The organism is Microbulbifer sp. SAOS-129_SWC, from assembly GCF_039696035.1.
In the GTDB taxonomy this organism is placed as follows: domain Bacteria; phylum Pseudomonadota; class Gammaproteobacteria; order Pseudomonadales; family Cellvibrionaceae; genus Microbulbifer.
Genome location: NZ_CP155567.1, coordinates 4,180,682 through 4,201,251, shown reverse-complemented (window position 1 = coordinate 4,201,251; position 20,570 = coordinate 4,180,682). Strand labels below are relative to the sequence as shown.

15 protein-coding genes are annotated in these 20,570 nt (G+C 59.8%); 4 read left to right on the top strand and 11 right to left on the bottom strand.

The features are described from left to right. The first annotated feature begins 96 nt into the window (after positions 1-96). The gene (locus ABDK11_RS17790) at positions 97-2,316 is read left to right on the top strand and encodes a transporter substrate-binding domain-containing protein (protein ID WP_346837866.1); all 2,220 of its coding nucleotides are present in this window, start codon (positions 97-99) and stop codon (positions 2,314-2,316) included. A gap of 148 nt (positions 2,317-2,464) precedes the next feature. Next, positions 2,465-4,144 (top strand): M28 family peptidase, encoded by a 1,680-nt coding sequence (locus ABDK11_RS17785; protein ID WP_346837865.1) that lies wholly within the window; start codon positions 2,465-2,467, stop codon positions 4,142-4,144. Positions 4,145-4,244: 100 nt separating this feature from the next. On the opposite strand, the gene ABDK11_RS17780 is transcribed toward ABDK11_RS17785, so the two are convergent. From ABDK11_RS17780 to ABDK11_RS17730, 11 genes are all read right to left on the bottom strand, one after another. Beyond that, the gene (locus ABDK11_RS17780) at positions 4,245-5,129 is read right to left on the bottom strand and encodes a hypothetical protein (protein ID WP_346837864.1); all 885 of its coding nucleotides are present in this window, start codon (positions 5,127-5,129) and stop codon (positions 4,245-4,247) included. Between the two features lie 83 nt (positions 5,130-5,212). Then, positions 5,213-5,599 carry a DUF3775 domain-containing protein gene (locus tag ABDK11_RS17775; protein WP_346837863.1) on the bottom strand — a complete coding sequence of 129 codons (387 nt, stop codon included), beginning with the start codon at positions 5,597-5,599 and terminating at the stop codon, positions 5,213-5,215. A gap of 131 nt (positions 5,600-5,730) precedes the next feature. After that, positions 5,731-6,150, bottom strand: coding sequence for a hypothetical protein (locus ABDK11_RS17770; RefSeq protein WP_346837862.1), 420 nt, complete (start codon positions 6,148-6,150; stop codon positions 5,731-5,733). Positions 6,151-6,296: 146 nt separating this feature from the next. Next, on the bottom strand, positions 6,297-7,400 hold the full coding sequence (locus ABDK11_RS17765; RefSeq protein WP_346837861.1) for a hypothetical protein: 1,104 nt from the start codon (positions 7,398-7,400) through the stop codon (positions 6,297-6,299). 296 nt (positions 7,401-7,696) lie between these two features. Continuing rightward, positions 7,697-8,236 (bottom strand): hypothetical protein, encoded by a 540-nt coding sequence (locus tag ABDK11_RS17760; protein ID WP_346837860.1) that lies wholly within the window; start codon positions 8,234-8,236, stop codon positions 7,697-7,699. A 188-nt stretch (positions 8,237-8,424) separates the two neighbouring features. Next, a complete protein-coding gene (locus ABDK11_RS17755; RefSeq protein WP_346837859.1) occupies positions 8,425-8,931 on the bottom strand; it encodes a DUF2059 domain-containing protein in 507 nt (168 codons plus the stop codon). Between the two features lie 269 nt (positions 8,932-9,200). Further along, positions 9,201-11,906, bottom strand: coding sequence for an aminopeptidase N (gene pepN / locus ABDK11_RS17750; protein ID WP_346837858.1), 2,706 nt, complete (start codon positions 11,904-11,906; stop codon positions 9,201-9,203). 56 nt (positions 11,907-11,962) lie between these two features. Next, positions 11,963-12,625, bottom strand: a complete 663-nt coding sequence (locus ABDK11_RS17745) for an outer membrane beta-barrel protein (RefSeq protein ID WP_346837857.1) — start codon at positions 12,623-12,625, stop codon at positions 11,963-11,965. A 236-nt stretch (positions 12,626-12,861) separates the two neighbouring features. After that, positions 12,862-15,564 carry an aminopeptidase N gene (gene pepN / locus ABDK11_RS17740; RefSeq protein ID WP_346837856.1) on the bottom strand — a complete coding sequence of 901 codons (2,703 nt, stop codon included), beginning with the start codon at positions 15,562-15,564 and terminating at the stop codon, positions 12,862-12,864. Between the two features lie 240 nt (positions 15,565-15,804). After that, entirely contained in the window at positions 15,805-17,298 is a 1,494-nt protein-coding gene (locus ABDK11_RS17735; protein WP_346837855.1) for a CoA-acylating methylmalonate-semialdehyde dehydrogenase, read from the bottom strand. Between the two features lie 50 nt (positions 17,299-17,348). Continuing rightward, positions 17,349-18,689 carry an aspartate aminotransferase family protein gene (locus ABDK11_RS17730; RefSeq protein WP_346837854.1) on the bottom strand — a complete coding sequence of 447 codons (1,341 nt, stop codon included), beginning with the start codon at positions 18,687-18,689 and terminating at the stop codon, positions 17,349-17,351. A gap of 204 nt (positions 18,690-18,893) precedes the next feature. On the opposite strand from ABDK11_RS17730, the gene ABDK11_RS17725 reads away from it, so the two are divergent. Beyond that, positions 18,894-19,829, top strand: a complete 936-nt coding sequence (locus tag ABDK11_RS17725; RefSeq protein ID WP_346837853.1) for a LysR family transcriptional regulator — start codon at positions 18,894-18,896, stop codon at positions 19,827-19,829. A 91-nt stretch (positions 19,830-19,920) separates the two neighbouring features. Then, positions 19,921-20,367 carry a hypothetical protein gene (locus ABDK11_RS17720; protein ID WP_346837852.1) on the top strand — a complete coding sequence of 149 codons (447 nt, stop codon included), beginning with the start codon at positions 19,921-19,923 and terminating at the stop codon, positions 20,365-20,367. Positions 20,368-20,570: the final 203 nt, after the last annotated feature.

Genomic DNA, 20,570 nt, shown 5'->3' with positions numbered 1-20,570 from the left:
CCCCTGCAGCGCAATCCGCGGGCATATTTCCCTTTTGGCGCCGGGCTGGCCACAATAGCCGCATAACAACTTCACGGACTGAATGAAGGCGCCGCCATGAGCTATCGCAATGCCACCCCCCCGTTTAACCTGCTCGCCACTGTCTTGCTGGGCGCGCTGCTGCTTCTCGGCGGCTGCGGCCAGCGCGACGCGGCCCCCGCTGCCGCGCCAGGCGCCGAGCGTGCCGCGGCCGAGCCTGCCGCTGAAGCGCCGGCAGACTCGCAGCCGGCGGCCGGGGAGGAAGCGGAGGAGCCCGCGCCGCCGGCATTCGTCAATTATGTCGAGCGCGGCGATCTCGATGCCATTCACGATCACGGCACCCTGCGTCTGCTAGCCCCGCGCTACAGCGAAGACGAGGCGCTGCCACGCGACGGGCTGCCGAGCAGCGAATGGCGCGCCCTGGCGGAAAAATTCGCGCGCAGCCGCGGCCTGCAACCGCAGTGGGTGTATGTGGATAACTTTGCCGACCTGGTACCGGCGCTGGTGGACGGCCGCGGCGACGTGATTGCCACCAATTTCTCCCGCACCGCCAGGCGCGCCGAACAGGTGGCGTTTACCCGCGCGCTGCAGACGGTGAACGAGCTGCTGATTACCCGCGCCGATCACGCCGCCGGCGACGGCAAGCTGCAGGTGGCGGTGCGCCGCGGCAGCGCCTTTGCGCAGACGCTGGCCGAGGACAACGGCACCGAGGGCCGTTTCGCCATCACCTATCTGGATGAGCCGATGGACAACGATGCGCTGCTCGGCGCCGTCGCTGCCGGCACCTACCCGGCCACAGTGATCGACAGCAACCTCGCCGATGTACTGCTGCCGGATTATCCGCAGCTGCGCTCCAGCGGCGAGCTGCAATCCCAGCGCGCCATCGCCTGGGCGGTACGCCAAAAGGCCCCGCAGCTGAAAAGCGCCCTGGACGAATTCTTCACCTCCGAGCGGCTGGTGGCCAGCCAGCAGCGCCGCAGCGACCTGCGCGACTGGGAAGGCATTCGCCAGCGCCGCACCCTGCGCGTGCTGACCCGCAATCACCCGGCCTCCTACTTTATGTGGCGCGGCGAACTGATGGGCTTCGATTACGATCTGCTCAAGCGCTTTGCCCACGACCACCAGCTGCGCCTCAGCATGGTGGTGCCGGGGCCGGATGTAGACCTGGCCGAGGCCCTGCAGGCCGGTATGGGCGATATGGTGGCTGCATCGCTGACCGTAACCGACGCGCGCCGCAAGCAGGGGCTGGTGTTCAGCCGCCCCTATCTGCAGGTCACCGAACAGGTGATCGCTGCGCACAAGCCGTCGGCGGACGCGCCGGCGCAATCCTCCGCCGAGTTGCTCGCCGGGCAGCAGGTGGCGGTGAACCCGCTCAGCAGCTACTACTCGCATTTGCACAAACTCGCCGGGACCCAGGACAAGCCGCTGCAGCTGACGGCGGTTGAGGGCGCCACCACCGAACAGCTGATCGACGCGGTCGTCGACGGCGAATTTCCCTACACGGTGGCGGATTCGCACCTGGTGAATATCGAGCGCACCTACCGCGATGACTTTGCCGTGGTGGCGCAGCTGCCCGGCAAGCGGGATATCGCCTGGGCGGTGCGCGAGGACCAGCCGCAGCTGCTGCAACAGCTGAACGGCTTTTTGAAAAAGCACCACCGCGACCTGTTTTTCAATGTCACCTACAACAAGTATTTCAAGCAGCCCAAGCGCATGCGTCGCTATCAGGGCGAGCGGCTGCGCACCGCCAAAGCGCTGTCGCCCTACGACCCGTTGGTGCGCAAGTATGCCAATGGCGCCGACCGCGACTGGCGCATGGTGGTGTCGCAGATGTATCAGGAGAGCCAGTTCAACCCGCGCGCCAAATCCTTCGCCGGCGCCCGCGGCCTGATGCAGGTGTTGCCGCGCACCGCGCGACAGATGGGGGTGGGCAACCTGTACAAGCCGGAGAATGGCATCCGCGCCGGTGTCTCCTATCTCGGCTGGCTGGAGCAGCGCTTCCCGCAGAATCTGCCGCTCGACCAGAAGATCTACTTTACCCTCGCCGCCTACAACGCCGGACACGGCCATGTGCGCGATGCACGGCGTCTCGCCGCGCATCTGGGCAAGGACCCGGACCGCTGGTTTGGCAACGTGGAGGACGCCATGCTGATGCTGTCCAAGCCCCAGTACTACCGCAAGGCGCGCTTCGGTTATGTGCGCGGGCGCGAGCCGGTGAACTACGTGCGCCAGATCCGCAATCGCTACCTGGGCTATCTGTCGGTGGCACGCAACAACCGCGACTTTACCCCGCAATAAGCCGCGCGCGGGCACCGTGCAGCGGTGTCCGCCAGCCCCGGCAAAGAGTCTGGTCAGCGCGACGTGGCGTCGATTTCACCCGCGATCATTGAGGTGCTATGGTGGCCAGGCCCCGATTACCCTTCTGCGAATAACGAGACTCATAACGATGTACAGAGTAATTTGCCTATTGCTATCGGTCCTGGCGGTCACCGCCTGTTCAAAAACTGAAAGCAGCGATACCGCCACCGCGGCAAAAATTGACCCGCAACGTCTCTCCAGTATTGTAAAAACGCTGGCCTCGGATGACTTCGAGGGGCGCGCGCCGGGGACACCGGGTGAGGATAAAACCATTCGTTACCTGGTCGACCAGTTCAAGTCACTCGGTCTGCAGCCGGCGGGTGAAGATGGCGGTTTCACCCAGGTGGTGCCGATGATCCATACCCGCATCGGCGCGCCCGCGTTGATCTCACTCCAGGCGGGCGGTAAACCCGTGCCGCTGGCGCAGGGCAAAGATATTGCCGTCAGCACCGTACGCAACGTGGATCAGATCAAGATCGACAATGCGCCGATTGTGTTCGTCGGCTTTGGCGTGAACGCGCCGGAGCGCAACTGGGACGACTACGGAGATATCGACCTGAAGGGCAAAGTGGCCCTGTTCCTGGTCAACGACCCCGACTTCGCCGCCGCGCCGGGCGAGCCGGCCGCGGGCAAGTTTGGCGGCAAGCGCATGACCTACTACGGGCGCTGGTCGTACAAGTTCGAAGAGGCGGCGCGCCGCGGCGCCGTTGCCGCACTGGTCATTCATGAAAACAAGGCTGCGGGTTACCCGTGGAGCGTGGCGGCATCATCACCGGGTGAAAATTACGCGCTGGCAAAAAGCGACGCGCAAACAAAACCCGTTGAACTGCAGGGGTGGCTGCAAAACGCTGCTGCAGCGCGCCTGCTCAAACGCGCGGGCAAGGATCTGGACAAGCTGCGCGTGGCGGCCCGCTCGCCGGACTTCAAGGCCTTTGAATTGCAGGGGCTTACTTTCAATGCGGATCTAACCACCAAGGTCGATCAGTTTAAAAGCCGCAATGTGCTGGCGCTGCTGCCGGGCAGCAAGCGCCCCGACGAAGTCCTGATGGCGTCCGCCCACTGGGATGCTTACGGCCAGGGATCTCCGGATGCACAGGGCCGCACCGTGCGCCCGGGTGCCAACGACGATGCGCTGGGCACGGCCGGTGTACTGGAGCTGGCGCGGGTCCTGAAAGCCGGCCCGCCGCTGGAGCGGAGTGTGCTGTTTGCGGTGTGGAGCGGAGAGGAGCGGGGCCTGCTCGGCTCCAAGGAATATGCCCAGAGTCCGATGTTTCCATTGGAGAAAACCGTTGCCAACTTTACCTTCGATATTCTGCAGACCGCCGGCGCCGCGCGGGATGTGATCCTCGTGGGTAAAGGGCAGAGCGATCTGGAAGACGACCTCGCTCGCGCGGCACATAAACAGGGGCGTGTGGTCACGCCGGAATCGCTGCCGCAGAACGGCCTGTTTTATCGCGCCGACCATTTCTCCATGGCGCGCAAAGGGGTGCCGGTATTGCTGATCATGGGCATCGCCGGCGGTGCGGACCTGGTCGACGGTGGCCGCGCAGCTGGCGACAAGTGGATTGCCGACTACGTGGGCAACTGCTATCACAAGACCTGCGACAGTTGGGACCCGAACTGGGATCTCACCGGCGCGGTACAGGATATCTCGGCGATCCGCATGATCATCGATGATCTGGGCAATTCGACCCGCTGGCCGCAGTGGAAGTCGGGCTCGGAATTCAAGGCCCTGCGTGAGCAGAGCGCCGCGGCGAGAAAGCACTGAGGAAAACCATTGTCTGGTCGGGCCTTCCGGGGGCCCGGCCACTGTTTTGTCTGCGCATATCCGTGGCCGGGATTGGCCGCCGGGGGCGCGGCAAGCACCATCAATCCATCGCGGCCGTCGCGCAACCGGACTCCGCAATCAATGCGGTGAGCCAGCGGCCCACCTCCGCATATTCATCCAGATCCAGTACAAACTCCTGTCCGCGTGCCGCGCACTGCAGTTGGCAGTATTCGCTGTGCGCATCGGCTAGATGCCAGCGCGCCGTTTTGCGGTGATAACTCAGCGGCGTGCGCGCACCGTGCGGATAGAAATCGCGCGGAAGTTGCCAGTGGGTGGGGCGGGTGGAATCCGGATGCGTCAAAACCAGATCCGGTTTTACACGGGGAAAGATTCCGGCACCGGGCAGGGGGCCGGCACTCCCCGGCAGCGAGCACTGGTCGCCGGCGATATACAGGGTGTTGGCCGCGTCCGCGCCGATACGGAAATGGGGGTGATAGCGCGCCCAGCGCAACTGCGGTGCCGTCAGTGTGTCCACGTTAATGATCTCGCCGATCGACAGCCAGCCCCACAGGACATGTTGCGGCGGCGCCGAGCGCACAAAGCGCCAGTAACCTGCGACCTGTTCCACGCGGCGAAACAGGCCGAAAAACAGTAGCAGGTCGCCAGTAGTTACGCCCTCCCGGCGCAGGTGGCCCTGGGCCGCACCGGTCTGGCCCAGCAGCGGCTTCCAGCCCTCTCGCCGGCGCAGGGCATTGTTGTGCATATCCGGATCCAGGTGCGCGCCATCTGCCGCGGTGACCGCACCGCGGCTCAGGTCGCTGACCAGACCACCGAGATCGAATCCGGCCGTGCGGATATCGCCGTAGCGGATATTCGAGTTGGCATCGGGAATCGGCAGTGCGTAGAGGGAACCGTCGGCAAAGATCGGGCTGGGACAGCCGCCAGCGGAGGAATCGAAGCCCTTGCGGCTTAAAATCAGGCGCATCTGGTTCTGCCAGCATTTTTCCGGTGTCGGGATTGACCGGGCGCAGGTTAGCGCCGCGCGCGCTGCAGGTAAACCTCTCTGGGTTATTCGTCGCAGCTGGCGCCGAACACCGCCAGGCCCGCGGTCAGATAATCACTCAACAGCGGGTGTGCGATCAGGTATTCGGCTGTGCGCAGGTTCCAGCTGTCTTTGGCCAGTGCGAGGGCTTCCGACCATTCCTCTTCGCTGTAATCACCGCGCCCCAGCCACAGCAACGCCACCACCTCCTGTTGCTGGTCTGGCTCCAGGTCGTCGACAATGGATTTGAACTCCTGGAAGCTCTGGTCGCCGGCGTGGCTGGCGAGCATCTGTACCGACCAGTCACCGCTGGGGTTATCCGGGTCCTCCGGAATACTCACCGCCTCTTGCGCGTGGAATTCCCGCGACAGTTCGATCAGCCGGCAGACGGAAAAGGCACTGACGTTGAGCATCGAATTCTCCCGTTGGCGCAGCGACTGTTGCGGCCGCCGTTCAGCCAAAGGGTAGAATCGATTGCCGACTGCGGCGACCGGGGCCGGATATAACCCAAAGTGATTAAATTGGAGCTCGTTATCTCAGCAAGTCATTCAGGCTGGCGATCAGAGCCCGGCGGCCTGGTGAATGCTTCGCCGTACAAGGCTACATCCCGCTGCAATTCGAAGTATTCCCATTGCTTGTTGATGCCGTAAAACAGAAAACCGAGAAAAAGCAAAATTAAAGGATTGACTGTCACGGCGACGAGTTTGTCACTTTTATTGGCTGAGATCGCGCAGAGCATTTCCGTGGCAGACCAGCCGGCAAACAACAGGAATATCAACACATACAGGGTAAAAATATTGGGAAGGTAATGACCGGTGCCCAGCCAGTAGCTGCTGATAGTGCGGCAGGGCGTTGCCATGGTGACGGAATAGATAAGATTCCAGCGGAACAGAAAGTAGCTGATGCTCAGGCAGACGAAGATCCACCAAGTATTGCTGCTATCGTCAGTACCACGGTTGCGCATGGTTTTTATCGTTTACTTTCCCGTGCAAGATGGCAGGGTAGCATCTCTGTGCGCGTTTAAATAGAACTCGTTGCGGCCGACAGATCAAACATTCGGCCTCTAAACCGCCAATCCGTTATCGCGGGTTATCGGCCCTTCGCCAGCTGCTAGCGGTACAGGGCCTCGAAGTAGATATCATCAATGTAGTAGGCGAAGCGGCCGGTGTCGTCTACCCCGCGGGTAATGCCAATGCTGGCACTGCGCGCATTGTCCGGCGCCTCGATCGCATCGATATGGAGTTGTTGCCAGCCATCGATATATTCCACGCGGTCGGACTTGAAGCCGGGCTGGTGGCGCCCGCTGCAGTCGCCGTTTTCATACCAGGAAATACGGAAAATGCCTCCGCCCTCCTGGGTAGATCCCGGATCGACCTTTACATTGGCGCCGGCATTAAAAATCTGGTTGGCCCCGAAATTGACGCATTGGGTAAATGAATGGGCGCCGTAGCCGCCGTGATCGGACTGAATCGCCAGCCGTGCTGCGCCCGGCGCATCGCCGCCCTCGGTAGACACCCATTTGGTGTCGCCGCTGTAGCGCCAGTTTGCCAGGCCGGAGCGAAAATCACCGTTGTGGATATAGTTCTTGCCCGGGCGAAGAGTGAAATCCGGATTGATCAACTTCCTGTTATCGCCGCGCGGAGCGAATTCTGTCGGTGTCAGCTCGATATCGTCCCACAGGGCCTGCTGGTGATTGGCTGCGGTGCGCGACTGGGCGATGGTAATCTTGGCAGACTTGGCATTCAGTGAGCGGGCGCGCTGCTCGTGGATGATTCTGTGCCAGCCGTGGATGCCCGGCTTGGGCTCCAGGTAGTCACCGAACTCGCCGTTACTGTTGCAATCGTCGCTGAGATACCAGACGAGATCGACGCGATTAGTGGAACGCGATTTATAGCGCCCTTTGGGTTTGAATGAGGCGGCGAAGCGGTAGTGCGTGCCGCGCTGTAACGGTATGCACTGTGATATTTCGGCGCGATAAATGTAGCGCTTTTTGGGTGCGATGGGTGGGGTGGACTGCACCGCAACGGCGCCGATACGCGCATTGCCATCTGCGCCGATCCAGCTGAAGGCGTCCTGATTGGTTGTCGCACTCCAGAAATCCAGGCTGTCGTCGAAGCCGGGATTTTTGACCAGATTGGTTCTCTTCTGTACGCCACTGTTCCGCGCAGTAATGCGCTGTTGCGCATCGGCACCCGGCTGTGTGAGAACCGTCATTCTTCTACCCAGTTTTCCCGGGTCCAGTTGCTGCGCGGTCTCGCTGTTTGCACACGGCGTATCCTGAAACTTTATATCACCCGCCGCGCCTGTGCACTTGTAAATCCGCGCCTGCGAGACGGTGGGAATCAGGAGTAGTAGGAGAATGAATAGGTTCCAGCCTGTATTCCGTATTGGCATTGTGTGTTTTCCGTAACCCGGCCTGTCTGCCCTTTGTTCTGCCTGTCGCTGGTCTCGCCCTGTTGCGCCGTCGGACACACCCGGGCTGGCTGCGTATCAGTGACGGGATAGTGCAGCTATTTCTGCAGGAAGGCGTTTGAATTGACCTTTAGCTGCATCAATTTAATCTTTCCACCCTCACGGGAGAGGCCAAAATGCATCTGCGCCTGGCCGTGTTCATAGGTGGCATTGACGTTGTAATCGCAGCGATCTGTCGGTCCAGAAGACTCGAGTTTCATATTGATGCAGCTCTGCCAGGCGATTTCATCAACACTGCGCAAGCTGCCCAGTTTATTGAAGTAGTTGAAGAGCTGGCTGTTCTGCTCATCCGTGCTGGCATCGAGCCACGCCTGGCTGATGGTTGGCTTGGCTTTCTGGTAGTCCCAGGGCGTCTGCTCGCGCAGGAATCCCTGAATATATTCCTCGGCCACACCGTCAAATTTCTTATGCGCCTTGGTCGTGGAAAAGTAGGCCCACAGCATTATGACGACGAGGATTGCGAACAGCCCGCCAAGGCCAATCAGTACCACCTTCAAGAACGATACCAGGCGGTTCTTCCTGATGGGAGGAGTGTCAGTGGCTGAGGTCTGGTTGGTTACGTAGGGATCGGTTTCCATGATCTCACCTTAATTTATTCTTGTTGCGCTAGCGAGCCCCCGGCGCTGGCTGGCGAGGTGCAGTTTAATCGGGGTGCTTGAATTGCATGATACATGCCCTGAGGGGAGGCGTCATGGGGGGCAGGGTCGTCCTTTCAATTGGATAAACAGCCCGGCCTCGGATCGAGGGCCGGGCCGGGTAGCGCGAATTACTCCGCCTTGTTGTTTTTCTTGATCTCGGCCAGGGCGACCTGCTGGATTTTTTGGATCTTTGGCTGCATCTGCATGACTTTCTGCTGCATCAGCTGCATGGTCTTTTGCATGATGACGGGCATTTTGGCAACCAGCGCCTTACCGGCCTTGGAGTGGTAGAAGTCGAGCATGCCGTCGACCTCTTCCTGTGTGAGGGATTGCTGGTAAACATCGATAAACACCGGTGCCATATTGTCCCAGCTCATTTCCGACTTGATCAAGGTGACCATGTCCTTGCTCATCTTGTCGATCACTTTCTGGTCCGCGGCGGAAACCTGCTTGCCGGCCATTTGCTGCTGCATGGTCTTCTGCATCATGTCGTCGACTTGTGACATCGACCTTTCCAGCAGTTGCTTGGACTGGGAAACTTCCAGCAGCTCCTGAATGGATGCGTCGGACGGCGTGGCAGCCGAGGCCATCTGGCAGAAAAGCGTAATGCTGAGGATACTCAAGAGCTTCTTCATGGTAACTATTTCCCCGGAATTTCTATGACGTGATGAATAATGAGTGGATAACTTATCGGCTGATACTCCGCCTTTTTTAAAATCGCGCAAGTGTGCTTTATCCACAGGTATCTTATACCACGGAGTACTTTTTGCTTCGAGACGCTGTGATCCGATGTAATTACGCCGGGTAGTAGGCACTGCGGCGGGCTTTCCCCACGTGCAGAAAAAGAAAAGGCCCTTGCGGGCCTTTTCTCAGCGTAACATTGTCGGTTTGTCCGACGCTCCGCTTACTGGTTGATGGCTTTTTGCTGCAGCGTATCCATATCCAGACACCAGCCGCTCTGCTGCCGGCGGTCCTTCAGAATGCGCCCCAGTGCCGGGATCAGCTCCTGGTTCTGCTCCAGCGCGCGGCTGTACTGATCGATACCCTCCTTACTGCAGGTAACCGGGAACAGCATGGCGTAGGCCTTGTTGTACAGCGTGTCCTCGGTGGCGGTGACCGCGGGGATGGCGTCAAACAGCTGCTGGCTGACATCGCGATAGAGTTGCTGCTGCTCGGCCGGGAACAGGGCGCCGGCGGCGGCCTTGATCTGGCTCAGCTTGTACTGATCGCGCTTGTGCTGGATGTTGTCCAGCCACAGCTGCTTGGCTTCCGCGGTGGGGCGGCTGGCGCGGGCACGGATGGCGGCATTCTGCGCGCGGTCGCTGTTGTCCTTGTCCAGCTCCGCCTGCAGTAGGGCATCGTAGTCGCCGTGCTGGTAGCGGTTGAGCAGGATGATCAGGCGCCAGCGTTTGTCCTGATCCAGGGTCAGGCCGTCGATTTTGCGCTTGCCGGTGAGGATCTGCTGGGCATCGTCAAGGGCCTTATCGGTGTTGGCGATCTGTGCGAATGCACTGAACCAGGTTTGCTGTGCGTCGCTGTCGGCGGTCGCTGTATTGAGCTTCTGCCAGACGAAGGACTCGATGGCGGCGAGCTTCTTGTCGCGCAAGGCCTGCGGCAGGTTCAAGCGGTACAGATAGGCACTGGCCGCTTCGAGGTGGCTGCTGATCAGGCGGATGACGTTGATATTCTGCTCCGCGCCGGCGTTGGCGAGTGCGAAGTCGATCCAGTCGGTCAGTGGCATCTTGGCGTCGGTGACGCTGTCGAACAGGCTCTGCCACAGCATCAGCCGCGTGAAGGAGCTGTCGATATCATTGATATGCTGGGTCACCTGCTGGATGGATTTGTCATCCAGGCGCACCTTGGCGTAGGCCCAGTCTTCATCGTTGGGGAACAGGATCTGCGGACACGGCAGGCCGGCGGCGTCCTGCACCTCGGTACTGGCACCGCTGTAGACCACCGGCAGCACCTTGGCGCGGACCATCTTGCCGTCCTGCATACGGTACATACCCAGCTGTACCTTCTGCTCGCGCAGGGTCGGGTAGGCCTTGGGCGCGGTCTGCTCGATGGTCAGGCTGGTGATCTTGTCATCGGTGCACTGGTAGCTGGTGCTGATGGTGTTAACGCCGGGCTGGTACAGCCATTCCTGCGTCCACTGATCCAGATCCTTATTGGCGGCCTTGCCCAGCGCGCCCATAAAGTCTTTCAGCTCGGCGTTGCCGAAGGAGTATTCCTTCAGGTAGTTGCTGACCCCCTGGCGGAAGGCATCTTTGCCGAGGAAGTAGGGCAGCTGCTCCAGCACCGAGCCACCTTTGCCGTAGGTGATGCCGTCGAAATTGGAAAATGCCGCGGCGGTGTTGGGTACCGGTACTTCGATCGGGTGGGTGGTGACCAGTGAATCGGAGCTGTAGGCCCAGCGCTTGGAGCCCAGGTAGAAGTTCTGCCATACATCGTCGAACTCGCTGTTCTCCGACAGCGCCAGGCTGGCCATATAGGTGGCGAAGCTCTCTTTCAGCCACAGGCCGTTCCACCATTTCATGGTCACCAGGTCGCCGAACCACATGTGGGCCATTTCGTGGGCGATGGTGTTGGCGAGGCGCTGGCGCTGGGCCTGGGTTTTTTCGCCGCGCGACACGTAGGCCTCGTTAAAGGTGACCGCGCCGACATTTTCCATCGCGCCAATGGTGAAATCGGGCACGATCAGCTGATCGTATTTGCCGAACTGGTAGGGGATGTCGAAGTACTTCTGGTAGAAGGCGAAGGCATCCTGGGTAAACTTGAACCAGTCCTGCGGTTTCACGTTCTCGGCAAAGCTCTTGCGCGCCATCAGGCGCAACGGAATATCGCCGGCCTTGTTTTCCCACACCACGTAGGGGCCGGCGTGCAGCGGGAAGATATAGGTGGAGAACTTTTTGCTGGCGGGGAAATGCCACAGCTTGCGCCCGTCATCGAGCGTGTCGATCTTGTTCTCGCGGGTGGAGGTCACCACCTGCCAGTCTGCCGGCGCGGTTACCTCGACGGTGTAGCTCGCCTTCAGGTCGGGCTGGTCGAACAGCGGCGCAAAGCGATTGGCCTTGTAGGGCTCGAAGTGGGTGTACAGGTAGACGTTGCCGTCCTGCGGATCCTTGAAGTGGTGCAGACCGGAACCGTCGCTGGAATACTCGTGCTGGAAATCGATGGCGATCTTGTTCTCACCGGTCTTCAGCTTGTCGGCGGGAATGGTAATGAAATACCCGTTGTAGTCCACCGGAATATCCTGGCCATCGATGCTGACCCTGTCCACAGCGCCGCCGCTGAAGTCGATGGTCAGTGGCTGCTGCAGCGGCTGCGCGATCTTGGTGTCGGCGACGATATGACCGGTATAGGTTTCCTTCTGGTCGCTGAGCTGCAGCGACATCTGGTAGTTGACGTCGGCAATCTGCTGGCGGCGCAGCGCCGCATATTCCGCGCTGAGCTCCGGTGCCGCGGCGCGCTTGACGATCGCAGCCGTTTGCGATGCTGGCGCTGCCGGTTTGTCGACATTGCCGCTGACTGCGGTCGGGGATTTCTGTCCGCAGCTGGCAAGCAGCGCGGTGCACAGAATTGTAGTGGTGAATTTTTGTCTGATATGCATGAGCTACTCCGGCTGCCGGCAGCGATGAAATAAGTAGATGTCTACAGTAGAGATTGTTAGAAACTCCTACTGATAAATAACGCACTCATGGCGGAGTCATTTGTATCCAACATGTAGATGGTGTGCTCGATACCAATGCGCCAGTTATGCTGTTTCCAACCTGCGATTACTCCATAATATGGGTGATTACCTGACGTTTTATAGTCAAGACTCTGGTAATCATCTATTGCTTCTGGTGGATATTGGTTTCCGTCAGGATCTGAATAATAGATAGTACCTTTCTCTTTTGTCGAGTGTGTCCATTTGGTTCTCCAGCTCTGGTAACCGGCCCTTAGTCCTGCAAAGTATCTTTTGTTCATGTCGGTTGATAGCAGGAATCCGAAGGCAAGTGTTTTTACATCCAGATCTGTATTTTCTTTAAGAGTGGTATCATGTATGGCAAACGGGTCATATGAGCGATACGGATTTAGTTTTGAGTCTTCATAATTCGATAGATCTGCATATGTAGTTTCTATGGATAGGTGGGGGTTTATTTCATATCCTGCTGTAATTGAGTATGCATTGGAATCTTTAAATTCTACCGAGTAATCATGAAAAAATTCATTGTTGTAAGTGCTGGCTTGTCCATAGCTGGCTCTAAGGTAGAGGTCACTGGCGGATGCAGATGCGCTAAAAGCTACAGCTAAAGAAAAATATAAGTTTTTTTTCCATTTCATCATTTTTTTCATTCCATTGATTGGTTGCTGAAATTGAATTTTCGTTTGGCGTCTGAGTCAGATGCTTATGTTTGCGATTTTAAAAATTTTTATTGTTAATATATTCTTAATTAAGGGGCAATATATCCTAATAGTATTTTTCCTGAAAGGGGCAACTCTATTTGGTAATAAAAAAGGCCCCGCAGGGCCTTTTTTGTTGCGCCCGGCACGGTGGCCGGGCGCAGTTACAGCGCGGGGAATTAACCCTCTTTGCTTTCGTTGAGCTTTTCGCTCATGGCAACGCAGCGCTGGTTTTCGTAGCGACGGTTTTTCAGCGCCTTCTCCAGCAGCGGGTTCAGGGACTTGCCGCTGTCGAGGATCTTGCTGATCTGGTCGATACCTTGCTGGCTGCAGTTCAGCGGGAACAGGCGGCTGTAGGTGCCGACGTATTCCGGGCTGGTGCTGGCGTTGACCTTGTCCAGGGCGCCGACCACTTTGCTCAGGTTGTCCTGATACAGTTTGCTCTGGTCGCTCGGGAACAGGTAGTAGGCCGCGGCCTTCAGCTGGCTCAACTTGAAGTCATCGTTCTTGTCGAGGATGTTGGTCAGCCACTTGGCCTTGGCTTCCTGTTGCGGGCGTACGGCTTCGGCGGAAATCGCGAAGTTCTGCGCGCGGTCGGATTTATCCTTGGCCAGCTCGCTGTCGATGGCTTTCTGGTAGTCGCCAAACAGCTTCTCGTTCTGCAGCAGCACCAGGTTCCAGCGCATGTCCGGATCCAGCTTCAGGCCGTCGATCTTCAGATCGCCGCTCAGCAGCTTCTCCGCATTGCCCAGGGCCTCGTCGCTGTGGGCGACGCCGGTGAAGGTGCCGAACCAGACTTTCTGCGCATCGCTGCCGGGCTTGGCCGCCTGCAGCTGTTTCCAGGCAAATTGCTCGATGGCGTCTTGCAGCTGGGCGCGCTTGGCGTCATCGATATTGACCTGATTCAGGTAGCTGAACGCAGTGCCCAGGTAGCGCGCACCCATGCGTACAACGTTGATGTTGTCCTCGGCACCCAGGTTTTTGAGTACGAACTGCACATACTGGTCGAGCGGCAGCTTGGCGTCGTAGACGCTGTCGAACAGGCTCTGCCACAGCATCAGGCGGGTGAACGGCTCTTCGATGTCGTTGATGTGCTTGGACATGTTCTCGACGGACACCGGATCCAGGTTCACCTTCACGTAGCCCCAGTCACCCTCGTTCGGGTAGAGGATTGCCGGGCAGGCTTTGCCGACCGCGTCCTTCACGTCGGTAGTCGCGCCCTCGTACAGCACCGGGACGGCATCGGTGCGCACCATTTTGCCGTCCTGCATGTCGAACAGGCCCAGCTGGATCTGCTGCTCACGCAGGGTCGGGTACTCTTCCGGCGCAGTCTGGGTCAGGGTCAGCTTGCTGACCTTGCCGTCTTCACACTGGAAGCTGGCGGCGATGGTGTTCAGGCCGGCCTTGTACAGCCATTCCTGCTGCCACTGGTCCAGGTTCTTGCCCGCGGCCTTGCCCAGGTGGCCCATGAAGTCGTCCAGTGTGGAGTTGCTGTAGGACAGGTCCTTCAGGTACTGGCTCACGCCCTGGCGGAACTTTTCCTTGCCCAGGAAGTACGGCAGCTGCTTGAGGATGGAGCCACCCTTGCCGTAGGTGATGCCGTCAAAATTGGCAAACGCCTCGTCGGTATTTTTCACCGGCAGCTGGATCGCGTGGGTGGTCGGCAGCTGGTCGGAGCGGTAGGCCCACTGCTTGGTGCCCAGGTAGAAGTTTTCCCAGGTGTCCTTGAACTCGCTGCTCTCGGCCATGGACAGGTTGGACATGTAGGTGGCGAAACTCTCGTTCAGCCACAGGTCGTTCCACCAGTTCATGGTGACCAGGTCACCGAACCACATGTGCGCCATTTCGTGGGCGATCACATTGTTCAGGCGCATGCGCTCGGCTTCGGTCTTGTCACCGCGGGAAACGTAGCGTTCGCTGAAGGTGACCGCACCGACGTTTTCCATCGCACCGGCGTTGAAGTCCGGCACGATGATCTGGTCGTACTTGCCGAACGGATACTTCACATCGAAGTACTTCTGGTAGAAATCGAAGGACTTGTGCGTGAACTTGAACCAGTCGTCTACCTGGATGTATTTGGCCAGGCTCTGGCGGGACATCACGCGCAGCGGAATATCGCCGGAGTCGTCTTCCCACACCTTGTACGGGCCGGCGTGCAGGGAGAAGACGTAGGTGGAGAATTTCTTGGTGGTGGGGAAGGTCCACTCTTTGAACTGGTCGTCCAGGTCCTTGACCGAATCCTCGCGGGTGGAAGACACCACCTGCCAGTCTTTCGGCGCCTTCACGGACAGGGTGTAGGTGGCCTTCAGGTTCGGCTGGTCGAAGTTCGGGAACAGCTGGTTGGAATCGTAGGGCTCGAAGTCGGTGTACATATACACCTTGCCGTCCGCCGGATCTTCGAAGCGGTACAGGCCGGAGCCGTCGATGGAATAGGGGTGCTGATAGGCGATCGAGATGGTGTTGTCGCCGCCCTTCAGGTGCTCGGGAGCAATGGTGATGAACTTGTCGTTGTAGTCCACCGGAATGTCTTTGCCGTTGACGCTGATGCTGTCGACGGTGCCGTCGATGAAGTCCAGGGTCAGGGCCTGCTTGGGCGCGCCGTTCAGCTTGGCGTGCACGTCCACTTTACCGGTGAAGCTCTTGCCGGTCTTGTCCAGGTTCACGGACAGGGTGTAGTCCACGTTGGCAACCTGCTGCTTGCGCAGCTTGGCGTAGCTCTCGCTCAGGGAGGCGACGTCTTTGCGCACCGCGGCGGTCTTGGCGACGGCGGGGCTGGCTTCGGTCTGGGTATTGGCTGCTTTATTTTCGTCTTTGCCCTGGCCGCATGCGGCCAGGACCGCGGTACACATTAGTGTCGCGGCAAATTTTCCGGTTCTGATCATTATTTCCCCCACGGGCTTGTTATTAATAGTAAACCGCTACTTATAACACGACTGATGACGTCTGGCGGGTGATTCACCGCAATTGTCGCGCAGGTTATCGCGGCAAATGACGATTTGCCTGAAAATCAGCCAGCGGCGGGAAAGGCGGGGGAAAAGCGCGGAAAAACGGGTGGAGTTTGTTGCGGGACATTCAGCGGAAGAGCGGGCCCCGGCCGCTGCGGCCGGGACCTGGCGCCGGGATCAGTTGCTCGGGAAGGAGAACTGGGCGCCCTCGCGTACGCCGCTGGAAGGCCAGCGCTGGGTCACGGTTTTGCGGTTGGTGTAGAAGCGCACACCGTCCGGGCCGTAGGCAGACAGGCTGCCGAACAGTGAGCGCTTCCAGCCGCCGAAGCTGTGGTAGGCCACCGGTACCGGCAGCGGCACGTTGATGCCGACCATGCCGACGAGGATATTGTCGCTGAAGTAGCGCGCCGCCTCGCCGTCGCGGGTGAAGATGCAGGTACCGTTGCCGTACTCGTGATCGTTGATCATCTGCATGGCCTGTTCCATGGATTCCGCGCGCACTACCAGCAGTACCGGGCCGAAGATTTCCTCTTCGTAGCAGGTCATGCCGGGTTTGACGTTGTCGATCAGGGTACCGCCGACAAAGAAGCCGTTGGCATAGCCGGCGACCTGCGGATCGCGGCCGTCGACGACGATGGTCGCACCCTGTTCCGCGGCGCTGGCGATATAGCCGTCCACCTTGTTCTTGTGCGCTTCGGTGATCACCGGCCCGAAGTCATTGCTGCTGTCGGTGTAAGCACCCACTTTCAGTTTCTGCATTTCGCCGCTCATCTTGTCGATGAAGGTATCGGCGGCTTCGTCGCCCACACACACGGCTACTGATAAGGCCATGCAGCGCTCGCCGGAAGAGCCGAACGCGGCGCCGGTCAGTGCGGCCACGGCGTTGTCCATGTCGGCGTCGGGCATGATGATCGCGTGGTTCTTGGCACCGCCGAGGGCCTGGCAGCGCTTGCCGTGGGCGCTTGCGGTGGCATAGACGTACTCGGCGATCGGGGTGGAGCCGACAAAGCTCACCGCCTGTACGCGGGCGTCGGTCAGCAGGGTGTCCACCGCCACCTTGTCGCCGTTGACCAGGTTCAGTACGCCGTCCGGCAGGCCGGCTTCCTGCATCAGCTGCACCAGGTACAGCGCCGCGGACGGGTCGCGCTCGGACGGCTTCAGCACGAAGGTATTGCCGCACACGATGGCCAGCGGGTACATCCACAGCGGCACCATGGCCGGGAAATTGAACGGGGTGATGCCGGCCACCACGCCGAGCGGCTGCATCTCGCTCCAGGAATCGATATTCGGGCCGGCGTTGCGGCTGTGCTCGCCTTTCAGCATCTGCGGCGCATAGCAGGCGAATTCCACGTTCTCAATGCCGCGGGACAGCTCGCCCATGGCGTCGTGGGAGATCTTGCCGTGCTCCTCGCCGATCATCGCGCAGATCTGCTCGGCGTTTTCCTCCAGCAGCTGTTTGTAGCGGAACAGGATCTTGGCGCGCTTGGCCGGCGGCGTGTTACGCCATTCCGGGTAGGCGGCCTGGGCGGCGGCGATGGCTTCCTCGACGGTGTCCTTCGCGGCGATGGCCACCTGTCTGGTGACCTCCCCGGTGGCCGGGTTGAAGACGTCCTGGGTGCGCTCGGCGGCCTCGCTGACCTGGCCGTTGATAAAGTGGCCCACAATGCTCATGGATAAACCTCTCGTTTTTTGAATTCTCTGACTGTATTGGGTGTCGGGATTTACTGGTTGTTGGCCACTTCGGTAATGGCGTCGCCCAGCGCACTGACCAGCGTATCGACTTCCTCCGGCTGCGCCACAAACGGCATGCCCAGCTGTACCGTGTCGCCGCCGTAGCGCACGTAGAAACCCTTGTCCCACATCTTCATGGCGATCTGGTAGGGGCGCAACAGCGGCTCGCCCGGCGCCGCCTCGATGGTCAGGCCTGCGGCCACGCCGCAGTTGCGGATATCGCTCACCAGCGGTGTCCCGCGCAACTGGTGCACGCGCTCCTCCAGTACCGTGGCCAGCTCGCCGGCGCGGGCGAACAGGTTGTCTTTCTCCAGAATATCCAGTGACGCCAGCGCCGCGGCACAGGCCACCGGGTGGGCGGAGTAGGTGTAGCCGTGCGGCAGCTCCAGCAGGTAGTCGTGGCCGCCCTGTTCCATAAAGGTGTCGTAGATGGCCTGCCTGGCAATCACCGCACCCATCGGGACCGCCCCGTTGGTCAGCTGCTTGGCGGTGTTGATGATGTCCGGGGTCACACCGAAGGCCTCGGCACCGGTGGCGGCACCCATGCGGCCGAAGGCGGTGATCACTTCGTCGAAGATCAGCAGGATATTGTGGTGATCGCAGATCTCGCGCAGGCGTTGCAGGTAGCCCACCGGCGGCGGCAGCACCCCGGCGGAACCGGCCATTGGCTCGACGATCACCGCGGCGATATTGGAGGCGTCATGCAGCGCGATCAGTTCCAGCAGTTCGTCGGCCAGGTGCGCGCCCTCTTCCGGCATGCCCTTGCTGAAGCGGTTTTCCGGCAACACCGTGTGCGCCAGGTGGTCGGCATCCACCGCGGGGCCATACAGGGCGCGGTTGGCGCCGATACCGCCGACGCTGATACCGCCGAAGTTCACCCCGTGGTAACCCTTGATGCGGCCGATCAGCTTGGTCTTGCTGGGCATGCCCTTCTTGCGCCAGTAGGCGCGCGCGATCTTCAGCGAGGTTTCGGCCGACTCCGAGCCGGAGCCGGTAAAGAACACGCGGTTGAGGCCTTCCGGCATGAACTGGGTGATGCGCTCGGCCAGTTCAAATGCCTTCGGGTGGCCGAACTGGAACGCCGGTGCGTAGTCCAGCGTCGCCAGCTGCTGGCTGACCGCCTCGGTGATCTCGCGGCGGTTGTGGCCGGCGCCGCAGGTCCACAGGCCGGACAGGCCGTCGAAAATGCGGCGGCCATCGGCACTGGTGTAGTAGCAGCCTTCCGCCGCGGTGATGATGCGGGGATCCTGCTTGAACTGGCGATTGGCCGTGTAGGGCATCCAGTGCGCATCCAGCTGCGCCTGGCTCAGCCCGGCAAACTTGTCGCTCATTGTTATTCTCCGACTGATTTGACTGTGGGATGCCCGCGATTCTGGGGTAGGATTAAAGTTGCATAAACTGTATTTTATCGATCTTTAGTTTCATTTCCCTGAAACAATCACCGCGCCGCGGAACCCTGGTCCCCCGCTCCTCAGGTGGGAGAGGGCCGGAGGGGCGGCCGGGGGTAAGAACCCGCTTTTCCGGAGCAGATACCCATGGCACGCAAACAGGCCGCCTTGTTAGGCCAGCTCAGCGATATCGACCTGCGCCTGCTGCGCGTCTTCCGCGCGGTGGCCGAGGCCGGCGGCTTCTCCGCCGCCGAGCTGGAGCTGAATGTGGGGCGTTCCACCATCAGCCGCCATATCAAGGACCTGGAAGTGCGTCTTGGCGTAACCCTGTGCCGGCGCGGCCGCGCCGGCTTCGCGCTGACCGACGAGGGCCGCCAGATCTACCGCGCCACCCTGCGCCTGCTGGCGTCGCTGGACGCCTTCCGTGGCGAGGTGGCGGATGTGCACAAGCGCATGACCGGCCATATCTCCATTGCCCTGTTCGACAAGATGGTCACCAACCCGGCCGCGCATATCGACGCCGCATTGCGCCACTTCGACGACCTGGCGCCGGAAGTCAGCCTGGATATTCATATCGAGCCCATCAACGAGGTCGAGCGCGGGGTGATGGAGGGGCGCTTCCAGCTCGGCGTGATTCCCGCCCACCGCGCCTCGCCGAGTCTCGACTACCAGCACCTGTTCGACGAGCAGATGTACCTCTACTGCGGCTACCGCCACCCGCTGTTCGATACCGCCGATATCGCCATCGACGACGATGCCGTGCGCGCCTGCAAGTACGCCGGCCTCGGTTACCACTCACCGAACATGGAAGTGGGCAACCGCCTGGGGCTGGAGCGCGATATCACCGTCAACGACCAGGAGGCGATCGTCCACTGCCTGCAGTCCGGCCGCTATATCGGCTATCTGCCGGATCACTATGCGGAGACCTTTGTGAAGAAAGGCGAGATCCGCGCGCTGTGTCCGCAGAAATACCAGTACCGCTGCGAGTTTATGGCGATACAGCGGGTATCGCCGAAGCCGTCGCGGATTGTGGAAACTTTCTGGGAGTGTCTGGCGGAAGCGCATCAAAAAGGGCGCGATTAATGGCTCTCGGGCTTGAGAAATACCGGAACTTCACTATGTAATCAAATGGATTTTTATCGATAAAAAGATCAGGGAAGAGAGGAAGTTATTCATGCGCGTATTCAAGCTGCTGTTTATTCTGGAGCTGATTGTCTGCTTTGGCCAGACTCTTGTGAATTACATTGCGTCGGTCTTTTTTGTACTCTGGGGCCTTCTGATGGTTCGTGGCATTTCTGAGGTGCCTGTTTTTGACGTCATATATGGGTATTTTATCTTCCTCGTGACGTCACTGGGTTTGTGGGGAATGCTGAATCTCGTCATCCAGGTATGTCGTGGCAGAGGTGGCAATCCCCTTTCACGGAAAATGAAATTTTGTGTGGCACTGTGGCTGTTGTCACTCGTTGAGCAGTCGGTGCAAGTAGCGTCCTTTTCAATCAGCGAAGGGGCCTATGATCGCACGATGACCTGGCTGGTAATTCTTCCGCTGCTGGCGACTATCCATATTCTGTATTTGGGCCGACAGTACATGACCGGTTCTGCGACTCGGGCAGAGGTTTAATAATTACCGATACCGATACCGATACCGATACCGATACCGATACCTGGTTCGGGTGTCGTTGGTGATGGCCGCAGTCGTCCGGCGCTCTCCCCTCCACCCCCCCCCTGCCAATAGATCCGCTATCCGGACCACTTCTCTGTGGTATCCGTCCCGACTCAGCTGTAGTTGGCCCCCTTGATCTCTCCATAACTGCTTGTGTCCCC